Here is a 24,263-nt window from a genome sequence, read left to right as displayed (position 1 = left end):
CGACGGCCGTCTGCTGCGCGTCGCGCAGATGGCCGTACGCCAGGGTGGCGCGGATGCCGACCCACGCGGCACCCAGGACGGCGAGGAGGAGGACGCCGGCGAGCACCCACGCGAACACGACACCGCCGACGCGCGCGGCGCGGGGCAGCGGCGACTCGGTCATCGATCCACCATACGGCGAGTGCTGCGGCATCCGCTGGAGCGGGTTCGCCCGACGCGGGCTACGGTCGTCCCATGCCGTGGTAGCTCCAGCCGGCGGCGCGCCAGGCCGCGGCATCCCACCCGTTGCGTCCGTCGACGGCGACGCGCCCCGAGGTGAGGGTGGACGCATGCTGGGGGGTGAGGTCGCGGCGGTACTCGTCCCACTCGGTGACGAGCACGATCGCGTCGGCGTCGTGGAGGGCCTCGTCGCGGTCGGCGACGTAGTTCAGCTGGGGGTGCCGGCGCCGCGCATTCTCGAGCGCGGCGGGGTCGGTGACCGTGACCCGTGCCCCGAGGCCGTGGAGGCGAACGGCCACGTCGAGCGCCGGCGAGTCACGGATGTCGTCGCTGTGCGGCTTGAACGCCGCGCCGAGCACGGTGACGCTCTTCCGGAACACCGATCCGCCGAGGGCATCGATGACGAGGTCGACCGCGCGCTCGCGGCGACGGAGGTTGATCGCGTCGACCTCGCGCAGGAAGGCGACGGATTCTCCGCGGCCCAGCTCCTCGGCGCGGGCGGAGAAGGCGCGGATGTCCTTGGGGAGACAACCCCCGCCGAACCCGATCCCGGCACCGAGGAAGCGGCGGCCGATGCGCACATCGTGGCCGATGGCGTCGGCCAGCTGCGTGACGTCTGCCCCCGTGACCTCGGCGATCTCGGCCATCGCGTTGATGAACGAGATCTTCGTGGCGAGGAACGCGTTGGCCGCGACCTTGACGAGCTCGGCGGTGGCGCGGTCCGTGACGATGAACGGCGTCTCTTTCGCGATCGCGGGATGGTAGACCTCGCGCAGGACGCCGGCGGCCCGCTCGCCGTCGACGCCGGAGCCGACACCCACCACGAGCCGGTCCGGATCGATCGTGTCTTTGACGGCCCACCCCTCACGCAGGAACTCGGGATTCCACACGAGGACGGCGCCGGTCGCCTCGACGCGAGGTGCGAGCTCTGCCGCGGTCCCGACCGGCACCGTCGACTTGCCCGCGACGACGTCGCCCGGCGCGAGGAACGGCAGCAGCCCATCGACCGCCGCGTTCACGTAAGTGAGGTCGGCGGCGTCGCCGTCCTTCTGCTGAGGGGTCCCCACGCCGATGAAGTGCACCTTCGCGCCGGATGCCGCCGCCATGTCGGTCGTGAACTCCAGGCGGCCCGATCGCACCCCCGCAGTGAGCAGCTCCTGGAGGTCGGGCTCGAAGAACGGCGCCTCCCCCCTCGAGAGTGCATCGACCTTCTCCTGATCGACGTCGATCCCCACGACGTCGTGACCGATCGAGGCCATCGCCGCCGCATGCACTGCTCCGAGATACCCGCAGCCGATGACAGACAGACGCATGGTTCTCCGATCCGGTGGGCGAGACGCGACACGACACTTCCTATCAGAGACGGATGTCGCGCATATTGCGGCCGGCGACGATCGCATCGGTTCGTCCTCTGCGTCCCCGCACCGCCGTCCGGGTCGAGGCGGTACTGTGCTGGAAGGACCGACGGCGCGCCTGGGTGGCACGAGTCGGCCGCCCGTCGGAGTCAGGGCCGCGCACCTGGCGCCCCTGCGCAGGATTCGATACGAACCACGACGGAGACCGGATGTTCGCACAACCTACGCCGCCCGTGACCGTCTCCGTCGTGATTCCGACGACCGGCCGTCCGGAACTGTCCCGCGCGGTCCGCAGCGCACGGGACCAGCGAGGCGAGGTCGAGGTCGAGGTGGTCGTCGTCAACGACAGCCCCGACGACTCTGCGACGGCGGGCGTCGATGCCGACGTCGTGGTGTGGACGGGAGGTCGCCGAGGCGGCGGCCATGCCCGCAACCGAGGAGTGGAGGCCGCTGGTGGCCGGTACGTCGCCTTCCTGGACGACGATGACGAGTGGACGCCGACGAAGCTCGACCATCAGCTCCAGGTGGTCGAGGCCGCTCCCCGGCCCCACCGGACCGTCGTCAGCGGAAGACACGTCCATGTGGCGCCGGGTGCCGTCGAGGGATCGGAGCCGGGGCCGACCACCCTCATCGCCCCGTCGGAGTCGGTGGGGGAGTACCTCTTCCGGCGGCGCCGGCCCTCCATCGGCCGGTCCGCGATGTACACGTCGACCCTGCTGTGCCACCAGGATCTCGCCCGCGCCGTGCGCTGGCGGGAAGACCTCCGTCGCCATCAGGACTGGGACTGGCTGATCCGTCTGGGCAAGGAGGACGGCGTCGCCTTCGTTCACTGCCCCTCCGTGGTCGCACGGATCCAGACCGGCACGTCGAATTCGATCTCCGCGGGGAGCGACTGGCAGAGCTCGCTCGCGTGGGCCGACGAGACCCTCGATGACGACGCCGTCTACGTCGACTTCGTGGTGGGTCAGACCCTGCGCTACGCCCTCACTGCGCGTTCGCGGCGGGGAGTGTCGGCAGTCCTCGGTCGCGTCGCGCAGCGCCGACGGGTCCCGTCGCTCGGGCCGAGCGTCCTGGGGCTCGCCGGGATCGTGCCCCGACGCCGGCTGGAGAGTCTCATGACCCGCGACGTCACGTCGGCGAGCGGCGCATGAGGGAGCACGAGCGGAGGCGTCGATGATCGCTCTCGCCGTCGTCGGTGCCGCCGCGCTCGCGTTCCTCGTCGTCTGGCACTTCAAGGGCGGCGCGGTGGCCACCGTCCTCGCGGTGCTCGCAGCCTGCGCGCTCACCACGACGGACCTGCTGTCGCTGGGTGACGGCGGTGTGCTGACGGCGACGGCCACCCCCGCGATCACCGTCGTCAGCTACCACCTGGCGCTGATCGGGGGACTTCTCGCACTCCCTCGGCTCACCCTGCGCAACATCTCGCCGTGGTTCTGGCTGTTCCTCCTCTCGCTGCTGGTGCTCATGCTGGCGAGAGGATTGACGTCCCCTCACGTGGTGAGCGGATTCCTGCAGTGGGCCACGGCCGTCCTGGCCTGGGGAGTAGGCGGCGCGGTCGCCGTCTCGTCGATACGCGCCGGCGCGCCACGAGAGCGACTGATCGCCGTCGCGATCGGGATCATCGTCGCGTGGCATGCTTCGGCCGTCGCGCTCCAGCTGCTCGGTCTGCGTGCCGTGAGCAGCGTCGATGCCGGGGAGGTCGACATCACGCGGGCCAGCGGCATCGCGGGGCATTCGGGCAACCTCGGAAAGGTCATGTTCGTCCTGATCATGATCCTGCTGCCCATCACGCGTTCGGCGGACCGGGTCGCGAGGCGCTGGGCGATCGCTTCCATCACCGTCGGCGTGGCGATCACCGGGCTCAGCTTCAGCCGCGCGAACACGGCGGCGGTCGTGGTCCTCGTGCTGCTCTGGCTGCTGCTCGGTCCCGGCATCAGCCTGGCCAAGCGATTCCTGATACCGATCGCCGGACTGGTGGTCGCCCTCCCCGTCATCGATGTGCTCATCCTCCGCAACGAGTACGACCCGGACGGGGGCTCGCGCCCGCTGCTGATGGCCACCGCGTGGCGCCAGATCTCCGAGTCGCTGTGGCTCGGAGTCGGGCCGAACAACTATCTGAACATCGTCGGGCGCCACGATCCGCTGGCGGCGGGCGGGCTTCCTGTGCATTCCGCGTTCGTCCTCGCGCTCGCCGAGCTGGGCCTGGTGTCAGCCATCCTGCTGTGCATTCCGCTCGTCGCGGCAGTCGTCGCGAGCGTGCGCCGGCTGGGGCGACGGAATCCAGCTCGTCTGTATGCGGTCGCACTCGTCGCCGCCGTGCCGGGAGTCGTCGTCATCGCGTCGACGGGATGGGGGTTGCTGCGCGAGCAGTACCTCGTCCTGCTGTTCTTCGCGATCGGGTATCTCCTGGCCGCCCAGCGAGCGGCGACGGAAGCGGCGGCCACCGTCGACCACCCACCACGCGAGGAGAAGGATGCGCTCCCACCGGACGAACCTGCGAGTACTCGAAGCCGTCAACCCGCCCGACGGCACCACGCGCTACATCGACCAGGTCATCGCCTTCGCTGACGAGGACGTGCAGTTCTCGTATATCTCACCGCGCAAGCTGCTCTCCCGCGACTACGACGTCGTGCACTTCCACTGGCCCGAGATGGTGCTTCGCCACCGCTGGCGCCTGATCGAATCGGCGAAGTGCGCGGCCTTCGACGTGTGGATCCGCGCCCTCAAACGCAGGCGCACGGCGATCATCCGCACGCTGCACAATCCGCGCCCGCACGAGGACACTCGCCCCGTCGTGGCGCGATCGCTGCGGCGACTCGATGCCGCCACGGATCTGTTCGTCGCGATCAACTCCACCGATGAGGCTCCTGAAGCGAGTGCGTACATCCCGCACGGCCACTATCGAGACCGGTTCGCGGACCACGCGAAGGACGCGTCGACGCGAGGCCGGATCCTGTACGCCGGCCTGATCCGGCCCTACAAAGGGGTCGAGCAGCTGATCGCGGCGTTCACGGATCACGACGATGACGAGCTGACACTGCGCATCGTCGGCAAGCCGACCCCGGAATTGCGGGAGGCCATCGTGCACGCCGGCGAGACCGATCCGAGGATCACGTCCCGCCTGGACTTCGTCCCCGACGACGAGTTCGTCACCGAGATCACCCGGGCTGAGCTCGTGTGCCTCCCGTACCGCGACCTGCACAACTCGGGAATCCTGCTGGTCGCGCTCTCGCTGGATCGCCCCGTGCTGGTGCCCGACACGCCCTCGACGCGGGCGCTTGCGGACGAAGTGGGGCCGGGATGGGTGACGACCTTCACCGGCGAGATCGATGCCGACGATCTCGCTCGCGCGATCTCGGTCGCGCGCACGGGCGACCGCTCCTCGCGGCCCGCGCTCGCCGACCGCGACTGGCAACTGGTGGGGGAGCGGTACTCACGCGCCTTCAGAGAGGCGCGGGTCCGCGCTCAGCGCTGACGGCGTCGGCGCCGCGCGTCGTCACGCCGCGTCCGTCACGGAGCCGTTCGAGTTCCTCGCCGACGCGCGCCAGCGACGAGCGGGCGCCGCTGACGGACCGCCGGAGGTCCCGTGCCATCTCCTGCTCCGCCGGGGGATGGATCCGGGGGAGGTCGGTGGCGGGGACGCCTTCGAGGAGGCCGGCAGACGTCAGTCCGACGGCCTCGAAATGGCGTCGGATCTTGCCGCGCGACGACTCCACCCAGCCGAGCGGGATGGCTCCCTCCGTCGCGCCGATGATGAGGCCGTGCAGCCGATCGCCGATGACGAAGAGGCTGCGTCGATACACCTCGCGCACGGCGCGCTCCTGCTCGTCGTGGGCCGACGCCGCCGGCCAGTCGATCACGTCCCCTCCGAGTTCGGCGGCGACCGCCGCGGCGCGGGCCGCATCCTGACGGACCTGGATCACGACGACCGGCCGCAGCCCGTGGTCGGCGCACAGCGTGCGCGCCCAGTCGAACCACGCCTGCGTGGGGTCGGATCGGTCGCCCCGGAGGACGAACGCCGCCAACCGTCGCTCGGACGACGACCAGGACCCGACCGGCGTCCCTTCGGCGAACGCCCAATCCGGCACGACCGGGCGCGACACCGTGGATCGAGGCGACTCGGTGTCGCGCCACCGCACGTCGTCGAGATGCCGTCCGGCCCAGCGGACGGGCGAGCGCATCAGCCTGCCGCCGGAAGGTGGGACCGAGACGCCGATCCACACCGTCGCGCCCCTGCGCAGCCGGACGACGAGCGCCGCGGCCACGAGCGCGAGAAGCAGTCCCACGCGCGAGGGATGGACACGGAACTCCCCGGCATTGAGCACGAGGATCGTCCGTCTGCGCAGCGCGGTCCGGAGCAGCCGCGGATACCAGCGCGCGAAGCGCGGCGTCAGCGTGTCTTCCGGGGCCGGATCGAGCCCACGGAGGAAGTCGGGGGTGCTGCGGTTGATCCACAGATCGACCGGCCCCACCCGACGCAGTGCCGCGAGGTAGGGGCGCCGCAGGAGCGAGTCTCCGACGTTCGTGCGTTCGCCGGTGATCCACGCGAAGACCGGCGTCCCCTCGCCCGCGGGCGGTGTCGCCCGGCGGTTCATCGGCTGTGCCACAGGTCGTCGGGGAAGGCGTCCAGCAGGGTGGAGTGATTCCACCCGCTGATGGGCGGTGCTCCCGGAGTGTCGAGACCCTCCTCCCAGCTCTCCGCGGCACGGGGCGCTTCCCGGCCCGTGCCCTCGTAGTAGTCGATGTACTTGAAGGGCTTCTCTTTGGCGGAGGCGACGAGCACAGCCGGCACCCCGTACGCCTCTGCGATGGCGATCGCATGCAAGGAGCTGGCGACGACGCGCTCGGCCGATGCCAGGAGCCTGACGCGTTCGATGGGATCACCGCGGGGATCGATCGCGCCCGACGGCCACGTCCTCAGGTCGTTGTAGTTGGGCATCAGCACGGTGCCGGACGTACGGCGGCGGATGCCGAGCTCCGCGTCCGTCCACAGGTGGGGAATCAGCAGCGCGGGGTCGCCGAAGACATCGGGAACCTCGTTTCCGAACGACCGCAGCACGGCGGCAGTGCGAGGTCCGCGCACCGCGCGGACATCGACGACCGGGAACTGTGCGATGTCGACGGTCTTTCCGTTGATCCCGGCTCCCCAGACCACGTCCCCGGTCGCCGCCAGACGCATGATCGATCCCACGGCGAGCAGCCGCGGAGTGCGTCCCCGTGCTCTGCCGAGCGCGCGCCGCTCGTGGATGCGGCGGACGATCATCGGGCCGAGCAGGTCGCCGAAGTTGTCGAAACCCTTTCTCGCAGGGATCCAGCGGGACACGGGTCCGCGCCCCAGGCGTCCCCAGCGTTTCGGGTTCCAGTGCACGATCTCAGGCACGGCTCTCTCCTCGTCTCTTGAACAGTTGCAAGGCTTGGATGCGCACGGCTCGTCGATTCCCCGGGTCGGCGATCAGATAGCAGGCCGCGAGACTGCTCGCCATGCCGAGCGCGCCGAGGGGCACCGCGAAGGCCCAGAAGGCCGCGTCCACGGAGGCCCACGGCGTCGACTGCAGGATCGCGATCGCCACGACCGCCGGAAGGACGGCGATGACGCACTTCAGCACCTGCCACACATAGCTCCACACGCGAAGCCGGATGCAGCGGTGAAGGGCGTACAGGCGGATCGGCCATGTGATCACGCGTGCGAAGCGCGAGAAGGCGACTCCGAGCACCCCGAACGGAGCGAACGCGAACACCAGTGCGATCGAGATCACGTTCTGGATGAGAGCGAGCCACAGTGCGGCGTCGGCGTGGTTGGTGCCGACCAGAGCCGAACGGTCGAACATCGCGACCGCGGCGAAGGCCCAGCCGCCGGCCATGATCCAGATGAGGGGAATCGCCGCGTCCCATCCGGGCCCGAAGAGGAACGGCACGATCTGGGGAGCCAGCACGGCCACCAGGCCGAACACGGGGAAGCTGAGGGCGGCCGTCGCGAACGTCAGCTGCCGGAAGATGCGGTTCACTCGCTGAAGGTCGTCCTGTGTCCGCGAGAACGTCGTCAGGGAGACGCGTGTGATCACGGAGCTGACGAGTTCCTGGATCATGAGCCCCAGCCGTTGCGCCAGCGAGTAGATGCCCAGCTCCGACACCGAGAACAGCGCCCCGACGACGAGCTTGTCCACCTGGGACTGCAGGGCATCGAGCAGCTCGATGCCGAGGAGACTCGTCCCCGTCTTCCACAGCGACCTCAGCGAAGCCGTGGAGAAGGCGAACGTCGGACGCCACGTGGTCGAAGACCACAGCACGATCACCGCCATCGCACTTTCCGCGAGGGCCTGGGCGACCAGCGACCACACGCCGAACCCGGTCAGGGCCATCGGCAGCGCGATTCCGGCGCCGATCAGCGTCGACAGCATCGTCCGCACCGAGAGCGTACGGAATGCGAACTCGCGTGCCAGCAGGGCGGCGGGCACGCGTGAGAGGGCCGCGAGTGGAATGGTCGCGCCGAGCACGACCAGCACCGACTGCAGCTCCGGCTGGCCGAAGAGCTGTGCGAGCAGCGGCGACGACAGGACGAGCAGTCCGTACACGACGGCAGCGAGTCCGAGCGAGGTCCAGAACGCGGTCGTCGCGTCCTTCGGCTCGAGCACCCGTTTCTGGATGAGCGCCTTCGAGAAGCCCGAGTTCACGAAGACCTGCAGGATCGCGATGACCGATGTCGCCAGCGCGACCAGGCCGAAGTCGGCGGGTGTGAGCAGGCGGGCGAGGACGGCGAACAGGAGGAGCGAGACGATCTTCGTCGACCACTGCTCGACGAGCACCCACCCTGCCGAACCCAGGAACTTCCGCCCGAGCCCGTCGTCCGTCGGCACGCCTGTCACCTCCAGACGACGTGTTCCGGCACGTGCGCGATCCCGAACGCGAGGTCGTTCACCCCGTAGCTCAGAACGAAGCCGGAGTGCGTGCGCGCGAGGCCCGCGAAGTACGTGGCCGACAAGAGGCCCGGATTGTGCCGCTTGCGCTGCGGCAGCGCGGCACGCCAGGAGTGGAGAAGGCCCCGGCGGCTGAGTCTGTCCAGACGCCCTGTCCGGAGATCGAACTCCGCGAGCCGCCCGAAGTACACCTTTCGCGGCAGACCCGGGATCGGGCGCTGCTGGTTGGCGGCGACGAGCGCCGTCGTCCCTCCCACGATCACGGGCTGCGATCCGATGTGCAGCCGCGGGAACCGGTGAGGAAGCTCCGCCTCCTCGATGCGCGGCGTGAACACCAGCTCCTCGTCCTCCCCGAGGGTTCCGGCCGCAAGTTCGAGCACCTTCGCGGGCGCCAGCGAGTAGAGCACGCCCACCGAGCCATCCGGGGAGGTGAAGAATCCCCAGTTCTTCTCGACCGGTCGCCGAGCCGCGAGCACGCAGCGCTGAGCCGGTCCCGGTGCCGGCGCCACCCGCTGAAGGTAGATGTCGTTCTCGCCGACATGGACGTTCCCGGTGTTGTAGGTGACGTAGAGCGCGTCGCCGAGTTCGACGAGCTTCGGGTCCGCGGTCTTCACGCCGTGGCCGGCATCCTCACTCGTCATGTCGAGCAGAGCGGCCTCACGTCCGTCGACGTACTCGGCCACATACGCCCGGAACGGGCGCTCGCCGGGAAAGCTCTCGGCACGGAACGCGATGAAGGTCGAGCCGCCGAAGACGGCCAGACTCGCATTGAACACGTTGGTCAGCTCGTGCTCGCGCGCCGTCGTCTCGAGCGCGTCGATGTCGCTTCGCCGAGCGAATCGTTCGAGAGTGATGATGTCCATGTCGCGCTCCCGGGATGTCGATGGCTGTGCGGTCGAGGGGTGAGACCCGTCGGGCGGACCGGATGGTGCGACCCTCGCGTGCCTCGGAGGTGGGGGATCATCAGCGGGCGGAGTCGCCGGGCACCATCACCGCCTTGACGGTCTTGAGCAGGATCGCCATGTCACTGAGGAACGACCAGTTCTCGACGTAGTAGAGATCCAGTCGCACCGCATCGTCCCAATCGAGCGCTGACCGCCCGCTGACCTGCCACAGGCCGGTCATGCCGGGCTTGGCCAGCAGACGACGCCGGGCGGCGTCGGTGTAGAGGCTCACCTCGGCACTGATCTGCGGGCGAGGACCCACGATGCTCATCGAGCCGCCGAGCACGTTGAACAGCTGGGGCAGTTCGTCGAGGGAGTACCTGCGGATGAATCGGCCGACGCGGGTGATCCGGGGGTCGTCGGCGACTTTGAAGAGCGGAGTGTCGCTGGTTCCCTGAGCTGCCAGCAGGGTTGCGAGTTCGGCATCGGCGCCCTGCCGCATCGAGCGGAACTTCAGCATGCGGAACGGACGGCCCCGCAGGCCGATCCGCTCGTGCGCGAACAGGATCGGGCCCGGGCTGGTGGTGCGAACCGCGATGGCGACCGCGAGCAGCAGTGGTGAGAGGACCACGAGAAGTCCGAGGCTCGACGAGATGTCGAAAGCCCGCTTGCCCACCCGCTGGCCGACGGTGAATCGCGGAGTCTCGACGTGGATGAGCGGAAGTCCGGACACCGGGCGCGTATGGATGCGCGGCCCGGCGATGTCGACGATGTTCGGGGCGAGGACGAGGTGCTGCACGCCGGGCTCCATCGCCCAGGAGATCCGCTTGACCCTGGCAGGGGGAAGGTCGTCCGTGCTGGTGATGGCGACGGTGTCCGCGCCGGTCGCGGCCAGGGCGGATTCGACCGCGTCGACGTTCCCGACGACGGGGATCGTCGTGCCGGCGACGACCTGCCCGGCCACTCCCGCAGGAATGCAGGCGGCGACCACCGCGTAGCCGGCGCTGGGCGCGCGGCGCAGCTCGCGGGCGATCTGTGCGACGGACTCCTCCGAGCCGACCAGAAGCACCCGTGCGGAGTATTCGCCGACGGCGCGGTACGCGATGAGCCACTGGCGCCAGAGCCAGCGCTCGGCGAGCAGCATCGTGATGCCGAGGGGCAAGGCGATGAGGAGGTAGCCGCGAGCGACGTCGACCCGGAGCAGGAATGCGAGGATCGCGATCGCGCCGAAGAGGCCGAGGCTCGCCCGGGCGATGCGGACGTACTCGGCATTCCCCGATCCGATCACCCGGTGGTCCCTCGAGTCGACGAGCGTGAGCGCCCACATCCACGCGATCACCAGCCCCGCCGAGAAGGCCCAGTACGAGACCTCGCTCAGCCGGGAGTCCTCGCGGATCGCCACCTGGGCGTTGCCGAACCCGAACCAGAGCAGCTGCGTGCCGTAGACGGCCCAGACCAGGATGAACAGATCGCTCGCCCACAGGCGGCGGGCGTAGAGGCGCCGCCAGGACGCGCGCGCCCCGGCGTGCGCGGGACGGTTCGCCGCGGGGACGGTCTCGCCGGAGGGCGAGCCGGGTTGCGACGTCGGTGTCGCGTCGAGCTGGGAGTTCGACGTCACAATGGTCCTTTTCTGGCCGCTCCGCTTCGGTCGGAAATTCAAGCTACCAACCGAATGTTGCGAGGGCGTGTCAGGATTCGTCATATTGTCGCGGAACGAGCTCTTGCGAGTTCGAGCGCGGGCTCATTCAACCACAGAGACCGCGGTGCAATTATGGCGCGGCCGACCATCTCAAACCAGTCGCGGCCCCACGCGCACGCCGGACGTATTTCCGTCGGGCGCGCGGAGCGGGCGGAGTAGATATCGCCGAGCCGGGGCGGTGCCCGAGGCGCTGAAGGGCGGCCTCTCGGCGCGGGGCGTCGACCGTCGTTGCAATTACGGTCGTGAATTCATGCGGTCGAGGATTCCGCGCTCGACAGGGCGCGCGGGCGTCAGCTCGGCGAGTCGCTGCGATTCTGCGAACGTCGCGCGGCACCCGCCTGCCGCAGGGAATCGTCGATCGAGAGCCCGCCGCTCGCGTCGCCGCCCACGGCGGTGCCGCCTGCAGCGGGAGCCGAGCCTGACGATGCGGCAAGGCCTTCTCCGCCCGTCTCCGCGCGCGGGCCGGGAACCGGCGCAGCGGCGCTCGAGCGCGATCCGAACCCCCAACGGCGCGGCTGGGGAGCGGACTCCTCGTACCGATAGCCGTACCCGTAGCCGTATGCGTACGAATCCGGCCCACGCGTCGGCACCATGGTCATGGCCAGGCCCGCGACGTGCGCGCCGACGGTGTCGAGCGCGTCGAGCGCGCCGGCGAGCTGCTGCCGGTTGGTCCGGCCCGCCGCCACGATCACGATCGCACCGCTGGTCGCCTTCGCCAAGATCGCGGCATCCGTCACCGGCAGCAGCGGGGGAGCGTCGCACAGCACGATGTCGAAGTCGCGCTCGAAGACGTCGAGCAGGGCGTGCATCCGGTCCGAGCCGAGCAGCTCGCTCGGATTCGGCGGAACCTTGCCGGCGGGGAGGACGTACAGCTGGCGGTTGCCCCACGGCAGCATGACGTCGGCAAGTGCTGCGCGACCGATGAGCACGTCGGTGAGACCCGCTCCGCCCTCGATCCCGAGGTATTCCGCGACCTTGGGCTTGCGCAGATCGGTGTCGAGCAGCGCGACGCGCTTGCCCGCATCGGCGAGTGCGATCGCGAGGTTGATGGTGGTCGTCGACTTGCCCTCGGTGGGCACGCTCGACGTGACGACGAAGGACGCCTTCTGCCCCATGTCGAGGAACTGCAGGTTCGTGCGCATCGCCCGGAAGGACTCGGCGCGCGGGCTGAGTGGATCGGCGTGGACGATCAGGGGGCGCTCTTTGGCCTTGGGGTCGAACGCGATCATGCCGATGATTGGCCGATCGGTGAGCTCCTCGAGGTCGCGCGGAGCACGGATCCGAGTGTCGAGCACCACCCGGAGGACCACCACGCAGATGCCGACGGCGAAGCCGATGAGCCCGCCGATCGCCACGTCCAGCAGCAGGTTGGGACTGGACGGTTCGAGCGGTGGCAGGGCATCGCGCACACGCGAGAGACGCACGGGGCTGGACTGGCTCCCGTCAGGAGCTTCCACCGCCTCGATCTGCTCGACGGCATCCGTCAGTGACGCAGCCAGCGCATTCGCGATGTCGGCGGCCTCGATCGGGTCGGTGTCGGTGACGGTGATCGTGATCAGCGTCGTGTTGACCGCGGCGGATGCCGACACCTTGGACGCGAGCGAGCCCGCCGTGGTGCCGAGATCCAGCTCGGCGATGACGGGGTTCATGACGAGCGGGGTCGACACGAGGGCGGCGTAGGTCTGGACGCGGGATTGGGTGAAGTTCGACCCCTGCTGGAGTTCCCCGATCGTCGAGCCTGTCTGGGTCGACACGAAGACCGTGCTGGAGGCTTCGTACTTCGGCGTCCTCGTGACGCTCCAGGCGGCGCCCGCGCCCACTCCGACGAGCGTGGCGACGAGGATGATCACCCAGTTCTTGCGCAGGATCCGGATGTAGTCGGTGAGCTCCATGTCGCCTTTCGCAAGTGCCGGTCTGGTGCGTGCATTCTTCCACAGTGGCTGGCGGGTGCTCCGGGCGACGCTACGACAGCGCCGCCCGCACCGTCGCCGCGACCGCCGTCGCCGCAGGCTCGAGCTGCTGCGCTGACAGGAGGTAGGTCTCCCACGGCTGCCGGTAGGGGTCGATCACGTCGTCGTCTGCCGGGTCATCCGGTGGGGGCACGAGGCCCCGATACGACGCGAGGACGGATGCCGCGGCTCGCACCTTTCCGGAGGGCGACGGCGCGGAAGCCGTGGCGGCGCGCAGCTCTTCGGCGGGGGCCGCCATCGCCAGGCGAGCGAACTCGCGGATGGTGAACGTGGATCGCAGGCGCGTGGGCGCGAGCTCGGCGATCGTCCGCCGGTGCGTGCGCGTCATGGCGAGGATGAGGTCGGGCTGGATCAGGTGCTGTTCGGTGAGGAATCGCGAGCGATGGGCGGCGGTGTCGGCTGCCGGAACACCGAGGGCGTGGGCGATGTGGGCCGCCTCGGGGGTCATCTCCGCAGCCGGCAGCCCGCGGGTGCCGGCACTCGCGACGACGGGGTCGAGGTCTGCCAGCCGCGCGCGGAGGAGCTGTTCCGCCAGCGGCGAGCGGCAGATGTTGCCGGTGCAGACCGTGAGGATCTCGAACAAGGCGGATGCCTCCCGTGGCCGGGTAACGTAGGCGCGTGTCCGACCAGACTAGCGACGCCGGCACCCCGGTGGATCTGTGGAGTCTTCAACCTCCGCAGCAGCCGGACGTGAGCGATCCGGCCCGTGGGTCTGTGGATGCGGAACCGTCGCCGCAAGGCGCTCGGCGCGGATCCCGTCTCGCGCGCACCGACTGGCGCCTGGGTGGCCGGACCGTGCTGCGATGGCGAGAGCAGCTTCTCGCAGTCGCCCTCCTGTCGCTCGGGGCGTCGGTGCTCCTGGCCTCCCTCGTGGTCACGGTGTGGGACTCGCCGTGGGCGGCGCCCGCGGCCACGGCCGTCATCGGGATCGGGATGCTGGCGCCCACCGTGTGGGCGTTCACCCGGTCGCGGCCGGTCGGGCTGCTGCGCTTCCGCGCCCTCGACCTGCTCTACGGCGTCATGCTCGGCGTGTTCCTGCGCATGCTGCAGGGCTGGATCGCGAGTGCCGGCGGCACTCCTGCGGCCTTCCCGTCGTTCGTGCGTCTCGATGGTGGGCTGACCCCGTCGACCCTGATCGTCGAGGCCGTGGCGCCGGTCGTCGCCGCGCCGGTGATCGAGGAGTTCTTCTTCCGGGCCGTCGTGCTCGTCTCGCTCTACACGGCGCTGCGCCGGCCGTTCGGCAAGTTCGCCGCCGGACTCGTTTCGGCTCTCGCGTCGACGGCGTTGTTCGTGCTGCTGCACGGCATCTGGGCGGGTCCCGACGCCGGCGCGATCGTCGCCCTCTCGGCGCTGGGCATCGCCTGCGCGCTCCTGGTGCTCCTCACCGGGAGGATCTGGGCCGCCGTCCTCGCGCACGCGGTGTACAACGGCGCGTTCGTCGCGCTCGCCGTGCTCGGCACCGTGCTCGGCTGACGTCTCGCGCTTTTTCGAATGGTGTCCCCCGAAAGGGGGACGCTGTGAAACAATTGTGTCCCCCAAAAGGGGGACGGCGGTGAAACAATTGTGTCCCCCAAATGGGGGACACAATTCACGGCGAGCATACTCGGGACCTGAATTGCGTCCCCCGAATGGGGGACACAATCGTGATGCGAATCACCAGTATCCGATAATCGTCCCCCGAATGGGGGACAAATGCGACAGCTTGTTACTTTCTGGAAACTCCAAGGCCTCGCGGCGCACTTCCCGCAGGAGTAACGTGACACGGGTCGGCATTCCTCCGCCGATATCCATCAGCCGATGACGCGAACAATTTATCGGGAGTTGTACGCCATGTTCAAAAAGGCATTTGCCGCGGTCGCTGTCGCAGGCCTCCTCGTGCTCGGGGGCGCAGCTGCGGCCTCCGCTGATTACCCCGTCGACGCTCCGGTCACCGTGAGCGACACGACGCCTGTCGTCGGGCAACCGGTCACCATCACGTTCGGTGAGCTCGGTGACCTCGAGTCCGTCTTCTTCTCCGTCTCACCGAGCACCGGCGCCACCCTCGCGTCGATCGTGCTGGCGAGCGCGGGGACATCCGTCGAGAAGCCGGTCGTCGACGGCTCGGCCACGGCCACCTTCACCGCGCAGACCTCCGGCACGTATGTCGTCAGCATCTCGGACGGCGAGACCGTCATCGGCTCGGTGACGCTCGACGTCGCCCCGGCGGGCTCGGGGGCGGGCGGCAGCTCGGGTGACCTGCCGGCCACCGGTGGCGCCGTGCCCGGAGCCTTCGTCTGGCTCGGCGTCGGCGCGGTAGGCCTCGGCGCCATCGCCGTCGCGGCCGCCGTCGCCCGTCGACGCGCGGCCGGCACCCGCTGACCGCCGACTCGACGAAGACCCCGGGCGAGAGCCCGGGGTCTTCGTCGCCTCCGCGCGGTGGCCGTGCAGACCGGCCGCAGCGCTCGTCCCGCCCGCGGGAGGCGGACGGCGCGCCCGCCCCGGCGTGGCCTCGACCGTGGGCGGCATCCGCCGCGGCGCTCGCCGGCCTCACTGCTGCCGTCGCAGTCGTTCTGCTGCTGCCGCCGCTCCGCACGGCGGCCGTCCGCTGGCCCCTCCCGCTCCTCGCGCTGCTGGACCTCGTGCTGCTGTCGGCGCCGCTCATCGGCGCGGTCCTCATTGCGGCGTGGGTCTCGCGTGCCCGCGTCGCCGCTGCGACCGGTCTCGGCGGCGTCACGGGGGTCCCGCTCGTGGCCGGCATCGGCGTGGGCCTGGCGGCACGGGCGGTCGTGGAGGTGCTGATCCCGACCCGGGGCGGCATCGGGGGATTCGGCACCGACAGCGCCGCCGGGGCGGCCGCGGTCGTGATCGCGCTCGCCGGCGCGGTGCTGGTGAGTCCCCTCGTCGAGGAACTGTTCTTCCGGGGACTTCTGCAGCGCGCGGTCGGCGATGTGCTCGCCGCGGCGGGGCCGGTCGCCGCCGGCGTGACCGCCGTGACCGTCTCGACCGCGGCCTTCACCGGTTTGCACGTCGTCGCCGCGGGAGGCGCTGCGCCGGCGGGCCTGCTCGCCGGGACCGTCCTGGTCGGGGCGGGCTGCGGCATCCTGACCCTCCTCACCGGGCGTCTCGCGGCCGCGATCACCGCGCACGTCGTGTACAACGCCGTCGGAGTCGCGCTGCTGTGGTGGTGATCGATCGCGACGATCGCGCATTTGGATGAGGCATCCGGATGCCGTAGACTCGACATTTGGTGTGCGGCTCTGCTGACCTGCCACCACGAACGTGAGCCCTCCACTGGCGTGTTCCGTTTCGTCTCGCTTCGCTCGCTCAACGAACGAAGCCGCGCGGAACCACCCCGGAGTGGGATTCACGAACCTCTCCGTTCGATCAAGAAAGCAGCACTACTGTGACGCGCACTTACACCCCCAAGGCTGGCGAAGCCCAGCGCGAGTGGCTGGTCATCGACGCGACCGACGTCGTCCTCGGCCGTCTCGCCTCGCACGCCGCCGCGCTCCTGCGTGGCAAGCACAAGGCCACCTTCGCCCCCCACATCGACATGGGCGACTTCGTCATCATCATCAACGCCGAGAAGGTGGCCCTCACCGGCCAGAAGCTCGAGCAGAAGAAGGCGTACCGCCACTCGGGCTACCCGGGCGGCCTGAAGTCGGTCACCTACTCGGAGCTCCTCGAGAAGAACCCCGTCCGCGCGGTCGAGAAGGCCGTCCGCGGCATGCTCCCGAAGAACACGCTGGGCCGCGACCAGCTGTCGAAGCTCAAGGTCTACCGCGGTGCCGAGCACCCGCACGCGGCCCAGAAGCCCAAGACGTACGTTTTCGACCAGGTCGCCCAGTAAGCGCCGCACAGACAAGGACACACTCGTGGCGAACATCGAAGAACCCACCAACTACTCGACCGAGACCCCGGTCGACGAGACGGCCGCCGTTGCCGCCGAGCGCCCCGTGCTCTCGGTCTCGGGTGCCGCCGTCGGTCGTCGCAAGCAGGCCATCGCCCGCGTGCGCGTCGTCCCCGGCTCCGGCACCATCACGGTCAACGGTCGTGCGTTCGAGGACTACTTCCCGAACAAGCTCCACCAGCAGCTCATCACCGACCCCTTCACGGTGCTCAACCTCACCGGCGCCTACGACGTCATCGTGCGCATCTCGGGTGGCGGCCCCTCGGGCCAGGCCGGTGCGCTGCGCCTGGGCATCGCCCGCGCGCTCAACGAGATCGACGCCGAGAACAACCGCCCGACCCTCAAGAAGGCCGGCTTCCTCTCGCGCGACGCCCGCGTGATCGAGCGCAAGAAGGCCGGTCTCAAGAAGGCCCGCAAGGCGCCTCAGTACTCGAAGCGCTGATCGGCTCACCTTCCGTATGCCGCTCTTTGGCACGGACGGGGTGAGGGGGCTGGCCAACGGCCCCCTCACCGCCGATCTCGCACTCTCCCTGGCCCAGGCGACCGCCGTCGTCCTGGGCCAGGGTCGTACGGCCGAGGCGCGCCGCGCCGCCGGCAAACGACTCACCGCCGTCGTCGCCCGTGATCCGCGCGTGTCGGGCGAGTTCCTCTCGGCGGCCGTCGAGGCAGGCCTCGCGTCGTCGGGCGTCGACGTCTACGACGCCGGCGTGCTGCCGACGCCCGCCGCCGCGTTCCTCATCGCGGACATGGATGCCGACTTCGGCGTCATGGTCTCGGCATCCCACAATCCCGCGCCTGACAACGGCATCAAGATCTTCGCCCGCGGCGGCGTGAAGCTGCCCGACATCGTCGAGCAGCGCATCGAGAGCGCCATGTCGGGCCCGAAGCTGCTGCCGACGGGCGCCGAGGTCGGACGCATCCGCCGGTTCGCCGACGCGGAGGACCGCTACGTCGTGCACCTGCTCGGCTCGCTGCCGCACCGCCTCGACGGCCTGCATGTGGTGCTCGACTGCGCGCACGGCGCGGCATCCGGGGTCTCTCCCGAGACGTTCCGCGATGCGGGAGCGCGCGTCACCGTGATCGGCGCCGACCCGGACGGGCTCAACATCAACGACGGCGTGGGATCGACGCACCTCGACGTGCTCGCGAAGGCCGTCGTCGCCCACGGCGCGGACGTCGGCATCGCCCACGACGGCGACGCCGACCGGTGCCTGGCGATCGACGCCGACGGCAACGTCGTCGACGGCGACCAGATCATGGCGATCCTCGCCCTGTCGATGAAGGAGCGCGGCCGGCTGGCCGACGACACGCTCGTCACCACCGTCATGAGCAACCTCGGACTGCACCGCGCGATGGACCAGCACGGCATCCGCGTCGAGACGACCGCCGTCGGCGACCGCTACGTGCTCGAGCGCATGACCGAGGGCGGCTTCTCGCTCGGCGGCGAGCAGTCGGGTCACGTCATCATGAGCCGCTACGCCACGACCGGCGACGGCCTGCTCACCGGCCTGCACCTCGCCGCCGAGATGACGCGCACCGGCAAGACGCTCGCCGAGCTCGCCTCGGTGATGACGGTCTACCCGCAGGTGCTCATCAACGTGCGCGGCGTGGACCGCTCGCGCGTCGGCGACGAGATCGTGCAGGACGCCGTCGCGCGGCACACCGCGGAGCTCGGGATGTCGGGCCGCGTACTCCTGCGTCCGTCGGGCACCGAGGAGATGGTGCGCGTCATGGTCGAGGCCGGCAGCGAGGACGACGCCCGCCGCCATGCCGAGGCTCTCGCCGACGTCGTGCGGGAGCGCCTGGCGCTGTAAGCCAAGCCGCTCGTGAGCGCCCGCTCGGGGCGCTCACCGCGCGGACGCAGCCGGGCCCGGCGCGCGCAGGCGCAGGCCCGCCCACACCACGACACCCGCGTAGAGGACGAAGGCGATCGCCACCAGCCCGACGAAGATCGCCGTCATCGGGCGGGCCCACAGCAGGTCGTCGCGCCGGATGATCAACGAGAGGGCGATCGCGGCGAGGCTCAGCGACTGAGCCTGAAACAGGAGGCGGAACGCCGTCCATCGCCGGTCCCACAGCAGTGCGACGTTCACCACCCCGGTCAGGCTCAGCACCGCACCCGTCACCTGCGCTGTGAGCGGTGTCAGCTGCCATGCCCAGTTGTCGACCGCGATCGCCGGCGCGACGAAAACCGCCGTGCCGAACAGGAGCGCGCTGACCCCCACGACAGCGAGCAGCCATCGCAGCGCGCGCGGCAGGAGCACATCCACGCAGTCGGGCACCCGCGGATCCTCGCGACGCTGCGCGATCGCCAGGGATGTCACGATGAAGGGCGTCGTCGCGTAGAGCACCAGCCAGGCCCAGAACGAGAGGTTCGCAGAGAAGCGATCGAGGTGCGCCAGCGTCGCCCACAGCAGCGCACCCGCGAACACGGCGACCGCCGGGAACCCGTGCTTCACGCGATGCCAGCGCCGTGCGGCCGCCACGCCCACGAAGAACCAGATCCCGCCGACGTACGCAGACGCGAGCAGGTACGCCGTCATCGGCGGATCGATCGGCCACGCGAACAGCTCGCCGGTGCGCGTGGGGAAGACGAACAGCAGGAAGACCGCCGCGAGCAGGAACGGCACGATCGCGATCGCCACCCATCGGGTGACGCGGAAGATGCGGTCGGAACCGATCGGAGGCTGCGATGCGACGGATGCCGCAGCATCCGTCTCATTCCGCCCGGACATCGTCCAGCACCGCCTCGACCGGAAGCTCCAAGCCTTCGGCGACGGCGCGGTCGATCTCGTCGCCGCGACCGGCGTCGCGCAGGCCCTGCAGCGGTACCGTGTAGAACTCGAACGCGCCCGGATTGAGGATGCCCTTGAGGCGGCGCAGGCGCAGGGCCGCGCCGAGCAGGCGCCCCGCGGTGGCGGCGTCGCCCTGCGCAGCCCGCACCCCGACGAAGGCTTCGAGCCCGTAGGCGATGCCCTCATCGTGACCGAGTGCGAGCGACGTGTCGAGCCCCTCGGCGAAGTCGTGGATGCCGCCCGCCAGATCGCCGGCGAGCACTTTCGACCAACCCCGGTGGTTCTGGGCGATGACGATTCCGAGCCGCTCGCCCTGCGCAGCGGCGAGGGCGTAGCTGTCTTCGAACCGCGCGCGCGCTCGTTCGATGCTGCCGGCCGCGAGGTCGATTCGACCGAGCATGACGAGGGCCATCGCCTGGCCCCACGCGTCGTCGTGAGCGCGGAAGTCGGCCAGGCTGTTCTCGAGTGCGTGCACCGCGGCCGGCAGATCGGGGCCGTCCACTCGCGCCAGGTGAGCGAGGCCGATCGAGACGCCCGCAAGCGCCGCGCCGGAGCCGTCGCCCGTCGCGTGGAAGAGATCGGACGACGAGACCAGGCCGGGGACCGGGTCGTAGTCCGGATCCTGCCAGAACCGGACCGCGTTGGCGTAATAGAGGGCGATCGCACGGGCATGCGAGCCGACGCGGATCCCGGCGCGATCCGCCTGCTCGAGAAGCTCGGTCATCCAGGCCTGCACGAGGCCGAGATATCCGCCGATCCAGAGGTACAGATAGAGCGACCACGCGTACTCCGCCGCCGCATCGAGGTCGCCGCGGTCCAGGAGCGCGCGCATGACGCTCGCGAGGTTCTCGGACTCGAGCTCGAGCCGACCGAGCCATTCCAGCTGCATCGGGCCCCGCAGGCCGTCCGCCGCCTCGTGCGCGAGCGCGCGATAGGTTCCGATCCACGCGGCGACCGGGCGGTCGCGCTCGTCCGGCTCGAGCAGCGTCGCCGAATACCGGCGGACGAGCGCCAGCAGCCGGAACGCCGGGGTGGCACCCGGGTGTCCGCGGCTCACCAGACTCGCGTCCACGAGCGCCTCGAGCGCGGCATACGGGTCCTCGACGCCGGCCTCGAGCAGAACGCGCTCGGCCGAAGCGACCGAGAACGTACCCGAGAACACCGAAAGCGCTGCGAGGGCGCGGCGGGTCTGTGGATCCAGCAGATCCGCACTCCACTCGATCGTTCGGCCGAGCGCCCGCTGCCGTTCGGGCAGGTCGCGGGCGCCGTTCGCCAGCAGCGTCAGGGCGGAGTCGAGCCGCGTCAGGATCTGGTCGGGTGTGAGGGTGCGTACGCGCGCCGCGGCGAGCTCGATCGCGAGAGGCATGCCATCGAGCGCCCGGCAGATCGCGGCGACCGCCGCCACGTTCGCCGGTGTGAGCCGGAACGCGGGCTCGACGGCGACCGCCCGCTCGATGAACAGCACGACCGACGATGCCCGGGTCGCCTCATCGGTACCCGCGTCGGGTACCGGCACCTCGAGCGGCTCCAGTTGATAGCGGCGCTCCGCGCGCACACGCAGGGCGGTCCTGCTCGTGACGAGCAGCTGCAGCCGCGGGGCCTCGCTCACGAGCCGCACCAGCAGCGGCGCGGCGGCGAGCACGTGCTCCATGTTGTCGACGACGAGCAGCACGTCCCGGCCGGCCACCGCGTCGACGACCTTGTCTTCGAGCGGACGGTCACCGGGATCGCGCACATCGAGCGCCCGCGCGATCACGGTGATGACGCGGTCGGCGTGCGTGATCGACTCGAGAGCCGCGAAGGCGACCTCACGACCGGCGGCCGCAGCATCCATCGCGATCTCGATCGCCAGACGCGACTTGCCCACGCCGCCCGGCCCGACGAGCGAGAGGATGCGAACGTCGGGCCGCGCGAGCAGCGCCCCGACGTCGGCCCGTTCGCGCTCGCGGCCGATGAGCGCCGTGTACGGAGCGGGTATGCCGGGGGCCTCTCGCGCCGGAACATGCGCCGCTGCGCGCGCTCGTGGCGTCGAAGCGCTCGGCGAGCAGCGTCGCGACGTCGCCGAGCACCAGGGCGGCGAGCTCGTCGGGCGTGTGGAACGACTTGTACGATGTGCGGTCGTCGTCGCGGATCGCGGCGAGCAGCTCGTCGAGCCGCGGCTCGCGGCCGGGCGCCGGCTCCTTGATGTAGATGAGTGACGGGATGCTGCCCGACAGGCGGTACTCGTCCTCGAGGCCCGAGATCTCTTCGCCGGGCGCGACCCACCCGTACCGCTCCCAGTACAGGCCGATGAAGATGTCGCTCTGTGCGAGGTAGGAGCGGTAGAGCTCGCGTGGCGGATGCGGTCGCGCGCCGAGCTCGAACATCACCGGTGCCAGCTGCAGGCGTTCCAGAGTCTCGCGGACTGCGCGCCGCTCGGCCTCGAGCTCTTTGAGGGTCGAGCTGACGAACACCCGGATCCGCTGGTCGGGCGTGCGAATGACTCGCTGCACGCCGTCCATACAGCGATCTTCGCGCCCCGCGGGCGCGGCGTAAAGAGGCGGGCCGCGGGTCAGCGAGCCACGTCGTCGACCGTGAGCCCCAGCATCCGCAGCTCTTCCTGCGACTTGCCGGCGAGCTTGCGGCCGAGCAGCGGGCGCTTGTCGGGGTGCACCTTGAGGCCCTTGGGCTCCTTGGCGAGCGGCTCCTCCCAGCCTCGGTAGAGCGCGAGCACCCGGAACGTGAAGCCGAAGAGGAACGCGACCCCGACGCTGAGCCAATACGGCACCCCCACTTCGTCGAGCACGATCCAGACGAGGCCGGTGCCGACGGCGGTGGCGACGAACCACTCGCCGCGCACGAACTGCTTGGGTGTGACGCCGCTGGTGAGGTCGATGAGGAAGCGGCCCGCAGTGGGGGCGATCACGGCGATCGCCAGGGCGCCGAGGATGGGGTAGCCCGCCTCGATCGCCTTCTGCGCGCCGATGATGGCGTACCAGGGCAGCGAGAACGACGTCATGAACTGGAAGAGGCCCTCGCGGAACAGCTGTCCGCTCGCGTAGGCCAGGAAGTACCCGACGATCCCGGCGGCGACGCAGAACGTGATGTACGCGGGGTTCATGAACGCGGAGGGCGGATTGCCCAGGATCACGTCGCGGGTCACGCCGCCGGCGATGCCGCCGATGATCGCCATGAGGACGATGCCGACGAACGTGTAGTTGCGATAGTGATCGGGCCGCCGCGCGAGCAGCGCACCGTTGAGGGCGTTCGTCGTCGCCGCGATGAGATCGACGAAGGTGCCCTGTCCGAACAGCGACCACGTGCCGAACGTGAGATCCAACGGGTGCATCGGCTTCTCCTGCCTGGCGTGCCACGAGCGGCGCGCCGAGGCACACGCTAGCGGCAGCCCTCCGGTGCGGTCATCGTGCGATTCGCGGGAAACCGAGGGACTTGCGGAGCGCCGGGACGGCGGGCGCGTGGCTCGAGCGCCGCGTCATAGGCTGGGCGCATGTCCACCGCTGCGAGCCCCGGGAGCGGGCGGGCGCGGGTCAGCGACGTCGCCGCCGCGGCGGGAGTCTCTCCGACCACGGTCTCGCACGCGCTCAGCGGCGCACGCGCGGTCAACGCCCAAACCCGCGAGCGCATCCTGCGCGTCGCGCGCGAGCTGGGGTACGTGCCCGACCGCGTGGCGAGCGGACTGCGCCGGCGCCGGACCGGCGTCGTCGGGATGATCGGCGACAACCTCGCCGCGACCCCGTTCGCGGGGCGCATCATCGAGGGTGCCCGCCGCGCCGGACTCGACCGAGACGTGCTGCTGATGGTGGGCGAGAGCGGGGCCGACGACGACGCCGAGCGCGACCTCGTCGCGCGCTTCCTCGCTCAGCGCGTCGACGGGCTGCTCATCGCGCGCATGTACCACCAGCGGGTCGTCCGCCCCGACGTCCCCGACCACACACCCGTCGTGCTCGTCGACGCCGCTCCCGCACCCGGGTGGGACGTCGACGCCGTCGTGCCGGACGAAGCGCAGATCGCGACGCTCGCGTGCGAGCGCCTCCTGCGCGAGGGGCACCGGGACATCGCCTACGTCGGCACGACCGACGAGTCGCGCGCGGCTCGCGGGCGTCTCATCGGGGTGCGCGCGGTGCTCGGCGATGCCGGCATCGCGCTCGGGGAGGGCAGGCTGGCCGTCTGCCCATCGGATGCCGCGGGCGGGCGTGACGCCGGCGGGTGGCTCCTCGATCAGCCCCTCCCGCCGACGGCCGTCATCTGCTTCAACGATCAGATCGCGATGGGGGTGATGCAGGCGGCGGCACGACGCGGCATGCCCGTCCCCGGCCGCCTCTCCATCGTGGGGATCGATGACCTGCACCCGGTGGCGGACGCGTTGGATCCGGGCCTCACGACGATCGCGCTGCCGCACTCCGAGATGGGGCGCTGGGGGATGGATCGCCTGCTCGATCGCATCGACGGGACGGCCCCCGCGATGAGCGACGGCATGCACCTGGTACGAGGCTGGCTCGTCGAGCGCGGGTCGGTCGCGGCTCCCGCGCGCTGACCGG

Annotated in this window: 22 protein-coding genes; 10 read left to right on the top strand and 12 right to left on the bottom strand. The window is 70.3% G+C overall.

Going from position 1 to position 24,263, the window contains the following annotated elements:
- Positions 1-221: 221 nt before the first annotated feature.
- A complete protein-coding gene (locus tag IM778_RS13575; protein WP_194409379.1) occupies positions 222-1,532 on the bottom strand; it encodes a UDP-glucose dehydrogenase family protein in 1,311 nt (436 codons plus the stop codon).
- Positions 1,533-1,807: 275 nt separating this feature from the next.
- Here IM778_RS13575 and IM778_RS13570 point away from each other — a divergent pair, with 275 nt between their 5' ends.
- From IM778_RS13570 to IM778_RS13560, 3 genes are read left to right on the top strand one after another with little or no spacing between them, the layout of a single operon-like run.
- Positions 1,808-2,725 carry a glycosyltransferase gene (locus IM778_RS13570; RefSeq protein ID WP_194409378.1) on the top strand — a complete coding sequence of 306 codons (918 nt, stop codon included), beginning with the start codon at positions 1,808-1,810 and terminating at the stop codon, positions 2,723-2,725.
- A 22-nt stretch (positions 2,726-2,747) separates the two neighbouring features.
- Positions 2,748-4,142 (top strand): O-antigen ligase family protein, encoded by a 1,395-nt coding sequence (locus IM778_RS13565; RefSeq protein WP_194409377.1) that lies wholly within the window; start codon positions 2,748-2,750, stop codon positions 4,140-4,142.
- Positions 4,048-5,049 (top strand): glycosyltransferase, encoded by a 1,002-nt coding sequence (locus IM778_RS13560; RefSeq protein WP_194409376.1) that lies wholly within the window; start codon positions 4,048-4,050, stop codon positions 5,047-5,049. The genes IM778_RS13565 and IM778_RS13560 overlap by 95 nt, the downstream gene beginning before the upstream one ends.
- On the opposite strand, the gene IM778_RS13555 is transcribed toward IM778_RS13560, so the two are convergent.
- From IM778_RS13555 to IM778_RS13525, 7 genes are all read right to left on the bottom strand, one after another.
- Entirely contained in the window at positions 5,018-6,181 is a 1,164-nt protein-coding gene (locus IM778_RS13555; RefSeq protein WP_194409375.1) for a polysaccharide pyruvyl transferase family protein, read from the bottom strand. The two genes, IM778_RS13560 and IM778_RS13555, sit on opposite strands and share 32 nt — an antisense overlap.
- Positions 6,166-6,954 carry a polysaccharide pyruvyl transferase family protein gene (locus IM778_RS13550; RefSeq protein ID WP_194409374.1) on the bottom strand — a complete coding sequence of 263 codons (789 nt, stop codon included), beginning with the start codon at positions 6,952-6,954 and terminating at the stop codon, positions 6,166-6,168. The genes IM778_RS13555 and IM778_RS13550 overlap by 16 nt, the downstream gene beginning before the upstream one ends.
- Entirely contained in the window at positions 6,947-8,428 is a 1,482-nt protein-coding gene (locus tag IM778_RS13545; RefSeq protein WP_194409373.1) for a lipopolysaccharide biosynthesis protein, read from the bottom strand. Before IM778_RS13545 ends, IM778_RS13550 begins: the two co-directional genes overlap by 8 nt.
- A 5-nt stretch (positions 8,429-8,433) precedes the next feature.
- On the bottom strand, positions 8,434-9,351 hold the full coding sequence (locus tag IM778_RS13540; protein WP_194409372.1) for a hypothetical protein: 918 nt from the start codon (positions 9,349-9,351) through the stop codon (positions 8,434-8,436).
- A 100-nt stretch (positions 9,352-9,451) separates the two neighbouring features.
- On the bottom strand, positions 9,452-10,990 hold the full coding sequence (locus tag IM778_RS13535; protein ID WP_228484559.1) for a sugar transferase: 1,539 nt from the start codon (positions 10,988-10,990) through the stop codon (positions 9,452-9,454).
- Between the two features lie 371 nt (positions 10,991-11,361).
- Positions 11,362-12,963 carry a tyrosine-protein kinase domain-containing protein gene (locus IM778_RS13530; protein WP_194409370.1) on the bottom strand — a complete coding sequence of 534 codons (1,602 nt, stop codon included), beginning with the start codon at positions 12,961-12,963 and terminating at the stop codon, positions 11,362-11,364.
- Positions 12,964-13,033: 70 nt separating this feature from the next.
- Positions 13,034-13,624 carry an arsenate reductase/protein-tyrosine-phosphatase family protein gene (locus IM778_RS13525; protein WP_194409369.1) on the bottom strand — a complete coding sequence of 197 codons (591 nt, stop codon included), beginning with the start codon at positions 13,622-13,624 and terminating at the stop codon, positions 13,034-13,036.
- A gap of 35 nt (positions 13,625-13,659) precedes the next feature.
- Here IM778_RS13525 and IM778_RS13520 point away from each other — a divergent pair, with 35 nt between their 5' ends.
- The 6 genes from IM778_RS13520 (at position 13,660) to glmM (ending at position 18,744) form a co-directional block, all read left to right on the top strand.
- On the top strand, positions 13,660-14,514 hold the full coding sequence (locus tag IM778_RS13520) for a CPBP family intramembrane glutamic endopeptidase (RefSeq protein WP_228484558.1): 855 nt from the start codon (positions 13,660-13,662) through the stop codon (positions 14,512-14,514).
- A gap of 459 nt (positions 14,515-14,973) precedes the next feature.
- A complete protein-coding gene (locus tag IM778_RS13515) occupies positions 14,974-15,399 on the top strand; it encodes an LPXTG cell wall anchor domain-containing protein (RefSeq protein ID WP_194409368.1) in 426 nt (141 codons plus the stop codon).
- A gap of 260 nt (positions 15,400-15,659) precedes the next feature.
- The gene (locus IM778_RS13510; protein WP_194409367.1) at positions 15,660-16,208 is read left to right on the top strand and encodes a CPBP family intramembrane glutamic endopeptidase; all 549 of its coding nucleotides are present in this window, start codon (positions 15,660-15,662) and stop codon (positions 16,206-16,208) included.
- A 215-nt stretch (positions 16,209-16,423) separates the two neighbouring features.
- Entirely contained in the window at positions 16,424-16,870 is a 447-nt protein-coding gene (gene rplM / locus IM778_RS13505; RefSeq protein ID WP_194409366.1) for a 50S ribosomal protein L13, read from the top strand.
- A gap of 25 nt (positions 16,871-16,895) precedes the next feature.
- The gene (gene rpsI / locus IM778_RS13500; RefSeq protein WP_194409365.1) at positions 16,896-17,372 is read left to right on the top strand and encodes a 30S ribosomal protein S9; all 477 of its coding nucleotides are present in this window, start codon (positions 16,896-16,898) and stop codon (positions 17,370-17,372) included.
- 16 nt (positions 17,373-17,388) lie between these two features.
- Complete coding sequence (gene glmM, locus IM778_RS13495; RefSeq protein ID WP_194409364.1) at positions 17,389-18,744, top strand: phosphoglucosamine mutase; 1,356 nt, start codon at positions 17,389-17,391, stop codon at positions 18,742-18,744.
- Positions 18,745-18,777: 33 nt separating this feature from the next.
- Here glmM and IM778_RS13490 read toward each other — a convergent pair whose 3' ends face one another.
- The 4 genes from IM778_RS13490 to IM778_RS13475 are packed head-to-tail and all read right to left on the bottom strand — an operon-like array spanning position 18,778 to position 23,053.
- On the bottom strand, positions 18,778-19,665 hold the full coding sequence (locus IM778_RS13490; RefSeq protein WP_194409363.1) for a hypothetical protein: 888 nt from the start codon (positions 19,663-19,665) through the stop codon (positions 18,778-18,780).
- Positions 19,649-21,592 carry an ATP-binding protein gene (locus tag IM778_RS13485; RefSeq protein WP_194409362.1) on the bottom strand — a complete coding sequence of 648 codons (1,944 nt, stop codon included), beginning with the start codon at positions 21,590-21,592 and terminating at the stop codon, positions 19,649-19,651. Before IM778_RS13485 ends, IM778_RS13490 begins: the two co-directional genes overlap by 17 nt.
- On the bottom strand, positions 21,534-22,226 hold the full coding sequence (locus IM778_RS13480; protein ID WP_194409361.1) for a DUF4062 domain-containing protein: 693 nt from the start codon (positions 22,224-22,226) through the stop codon (positions 21,534-21,536). The genes IM778_RS13485 and IM778_RS13480 overlap by 59 nt, the downstream gene beginning before the upstream one ends.
- A gap of 50 nt (positions 22,227-22,276) precedes the next feature.
- Positions 22,277-23,053 carry a TRIC cation channel family protein gene (locus IM778_RS13475; protein WP_194409360.1) on the bottom strand — a complete coding sequence of 259 codons (777 nt, stop codon included), beginning with the start codon at positions 23,051-23,053 and terminating at the stop codon, positions 22,277-22,279.
- 159 nt (positions 23,054-23,212) lie between these two features.
- Here IM778_RS13475 and IM778_RS13470 point away from each other — a divergent pair, with 159 nt between their 5' ends.
- On the top strand, positions 23,213-24,259 hold the full coding sequence (locus tag IM778_RS13470; RefSeq protein WP_194409359.1) for a LacI family DNA-binding transcriptional regulator: 1,047 nt from the start codon (positions 23,213-23,215) through the stop codon (positions 24,257-24,259).
- The last annotated feature ends 4 nt before the right edge of the window (positions 24,260-24,263 follow it).

This window comes from Microbacterium cremeum (genome assembly GCF_015277855.1).
GTDB lineage: Bacteria > Actinomycetota > Actinomycetes > Actinomycetales > Microbacteriaceae > Microbacterium > Microbacterium cremeum.
The sequence above is the reverse complement of the archived record's forward strand: the minus strand, read 5'-3'. Positions and strand labels throughout refer to the sequence as shown.

Excerpts from the sequence above, each read along its gene's own strand:
- IM778_RS13575 (WP_194409379.1), bottom strand. The coding sequence starts at position 1,532 with ATGCGTCTGTCTGTCATCGGCTGCGGGTATCTCGGAGCAGTGCATGCG.
- IM778_RS13565 (WP_194409377.1), top strand. The coding sequence starts at position 2,748 with ATGATCGCTCTCGCCGTCGTCGGTGCCGCCGCGCTCGCGTTCCTCGTC.
- IM778_RS13560 (WP_194409376.1), top strand. The coding sequence starts at position 4,048 with ATGCGCTCCCACCGGACGAACCTGCGAGTACTCGAAGCCGTCAACCCG.
- IM778_RS13540 (WP_194409372.1), bottom strand. The coding sequence starts at position 9,351 with ATGGACATCATCACTCTCGAACGATTCGCTCGGCGAAGCGACATCGAC.
- IM778_RS13530 (WP_194409370.1), bottom strand. The coding sequence starts at position 12,963 with ATGGAGCTCACCGACTACATCCGGATCCTGCGCAAGAACTGGGTGATC.
- glmM (WP_194409364.1), top strand. The coding sequence starts at position 17,389 with ATGCCGCTCTTTGGCACGGACGGGGTGAGGGGGCTGGCCAACGGCCCC.
- IM778_RS13490 (WP_194409363.1), bottom strand. The coding sequence starts at position 19,665 with ATGTCCGGGCGGAATGAGACGGATGCTGCGGCATCCGTCGCATCGCAG.
- IM778_RS13480 (WP_194409361.1), bottom strand. The coding sequence starts at position 22,226 with ATGGACGGCGTGCAGCGAGTCATTCGCACGCCCGACCAGCGGATCCGG.
- IM778_RS13475 (WP_194409360.1), bottom strand. The coding sequence starts at position 23,053 with ATGCACCCGTTGGATCTCACGTTCGGCACGTGGTCGCTGTTCGGACAG.
- IM778_RS13470 (WP_194409359.1), top strand. The coding sequence starts at position 23,213 with ATGTCCACCGCTGCGAGCCCCGGGAGCGGGCGGGCGCGGGTCAGCGAC.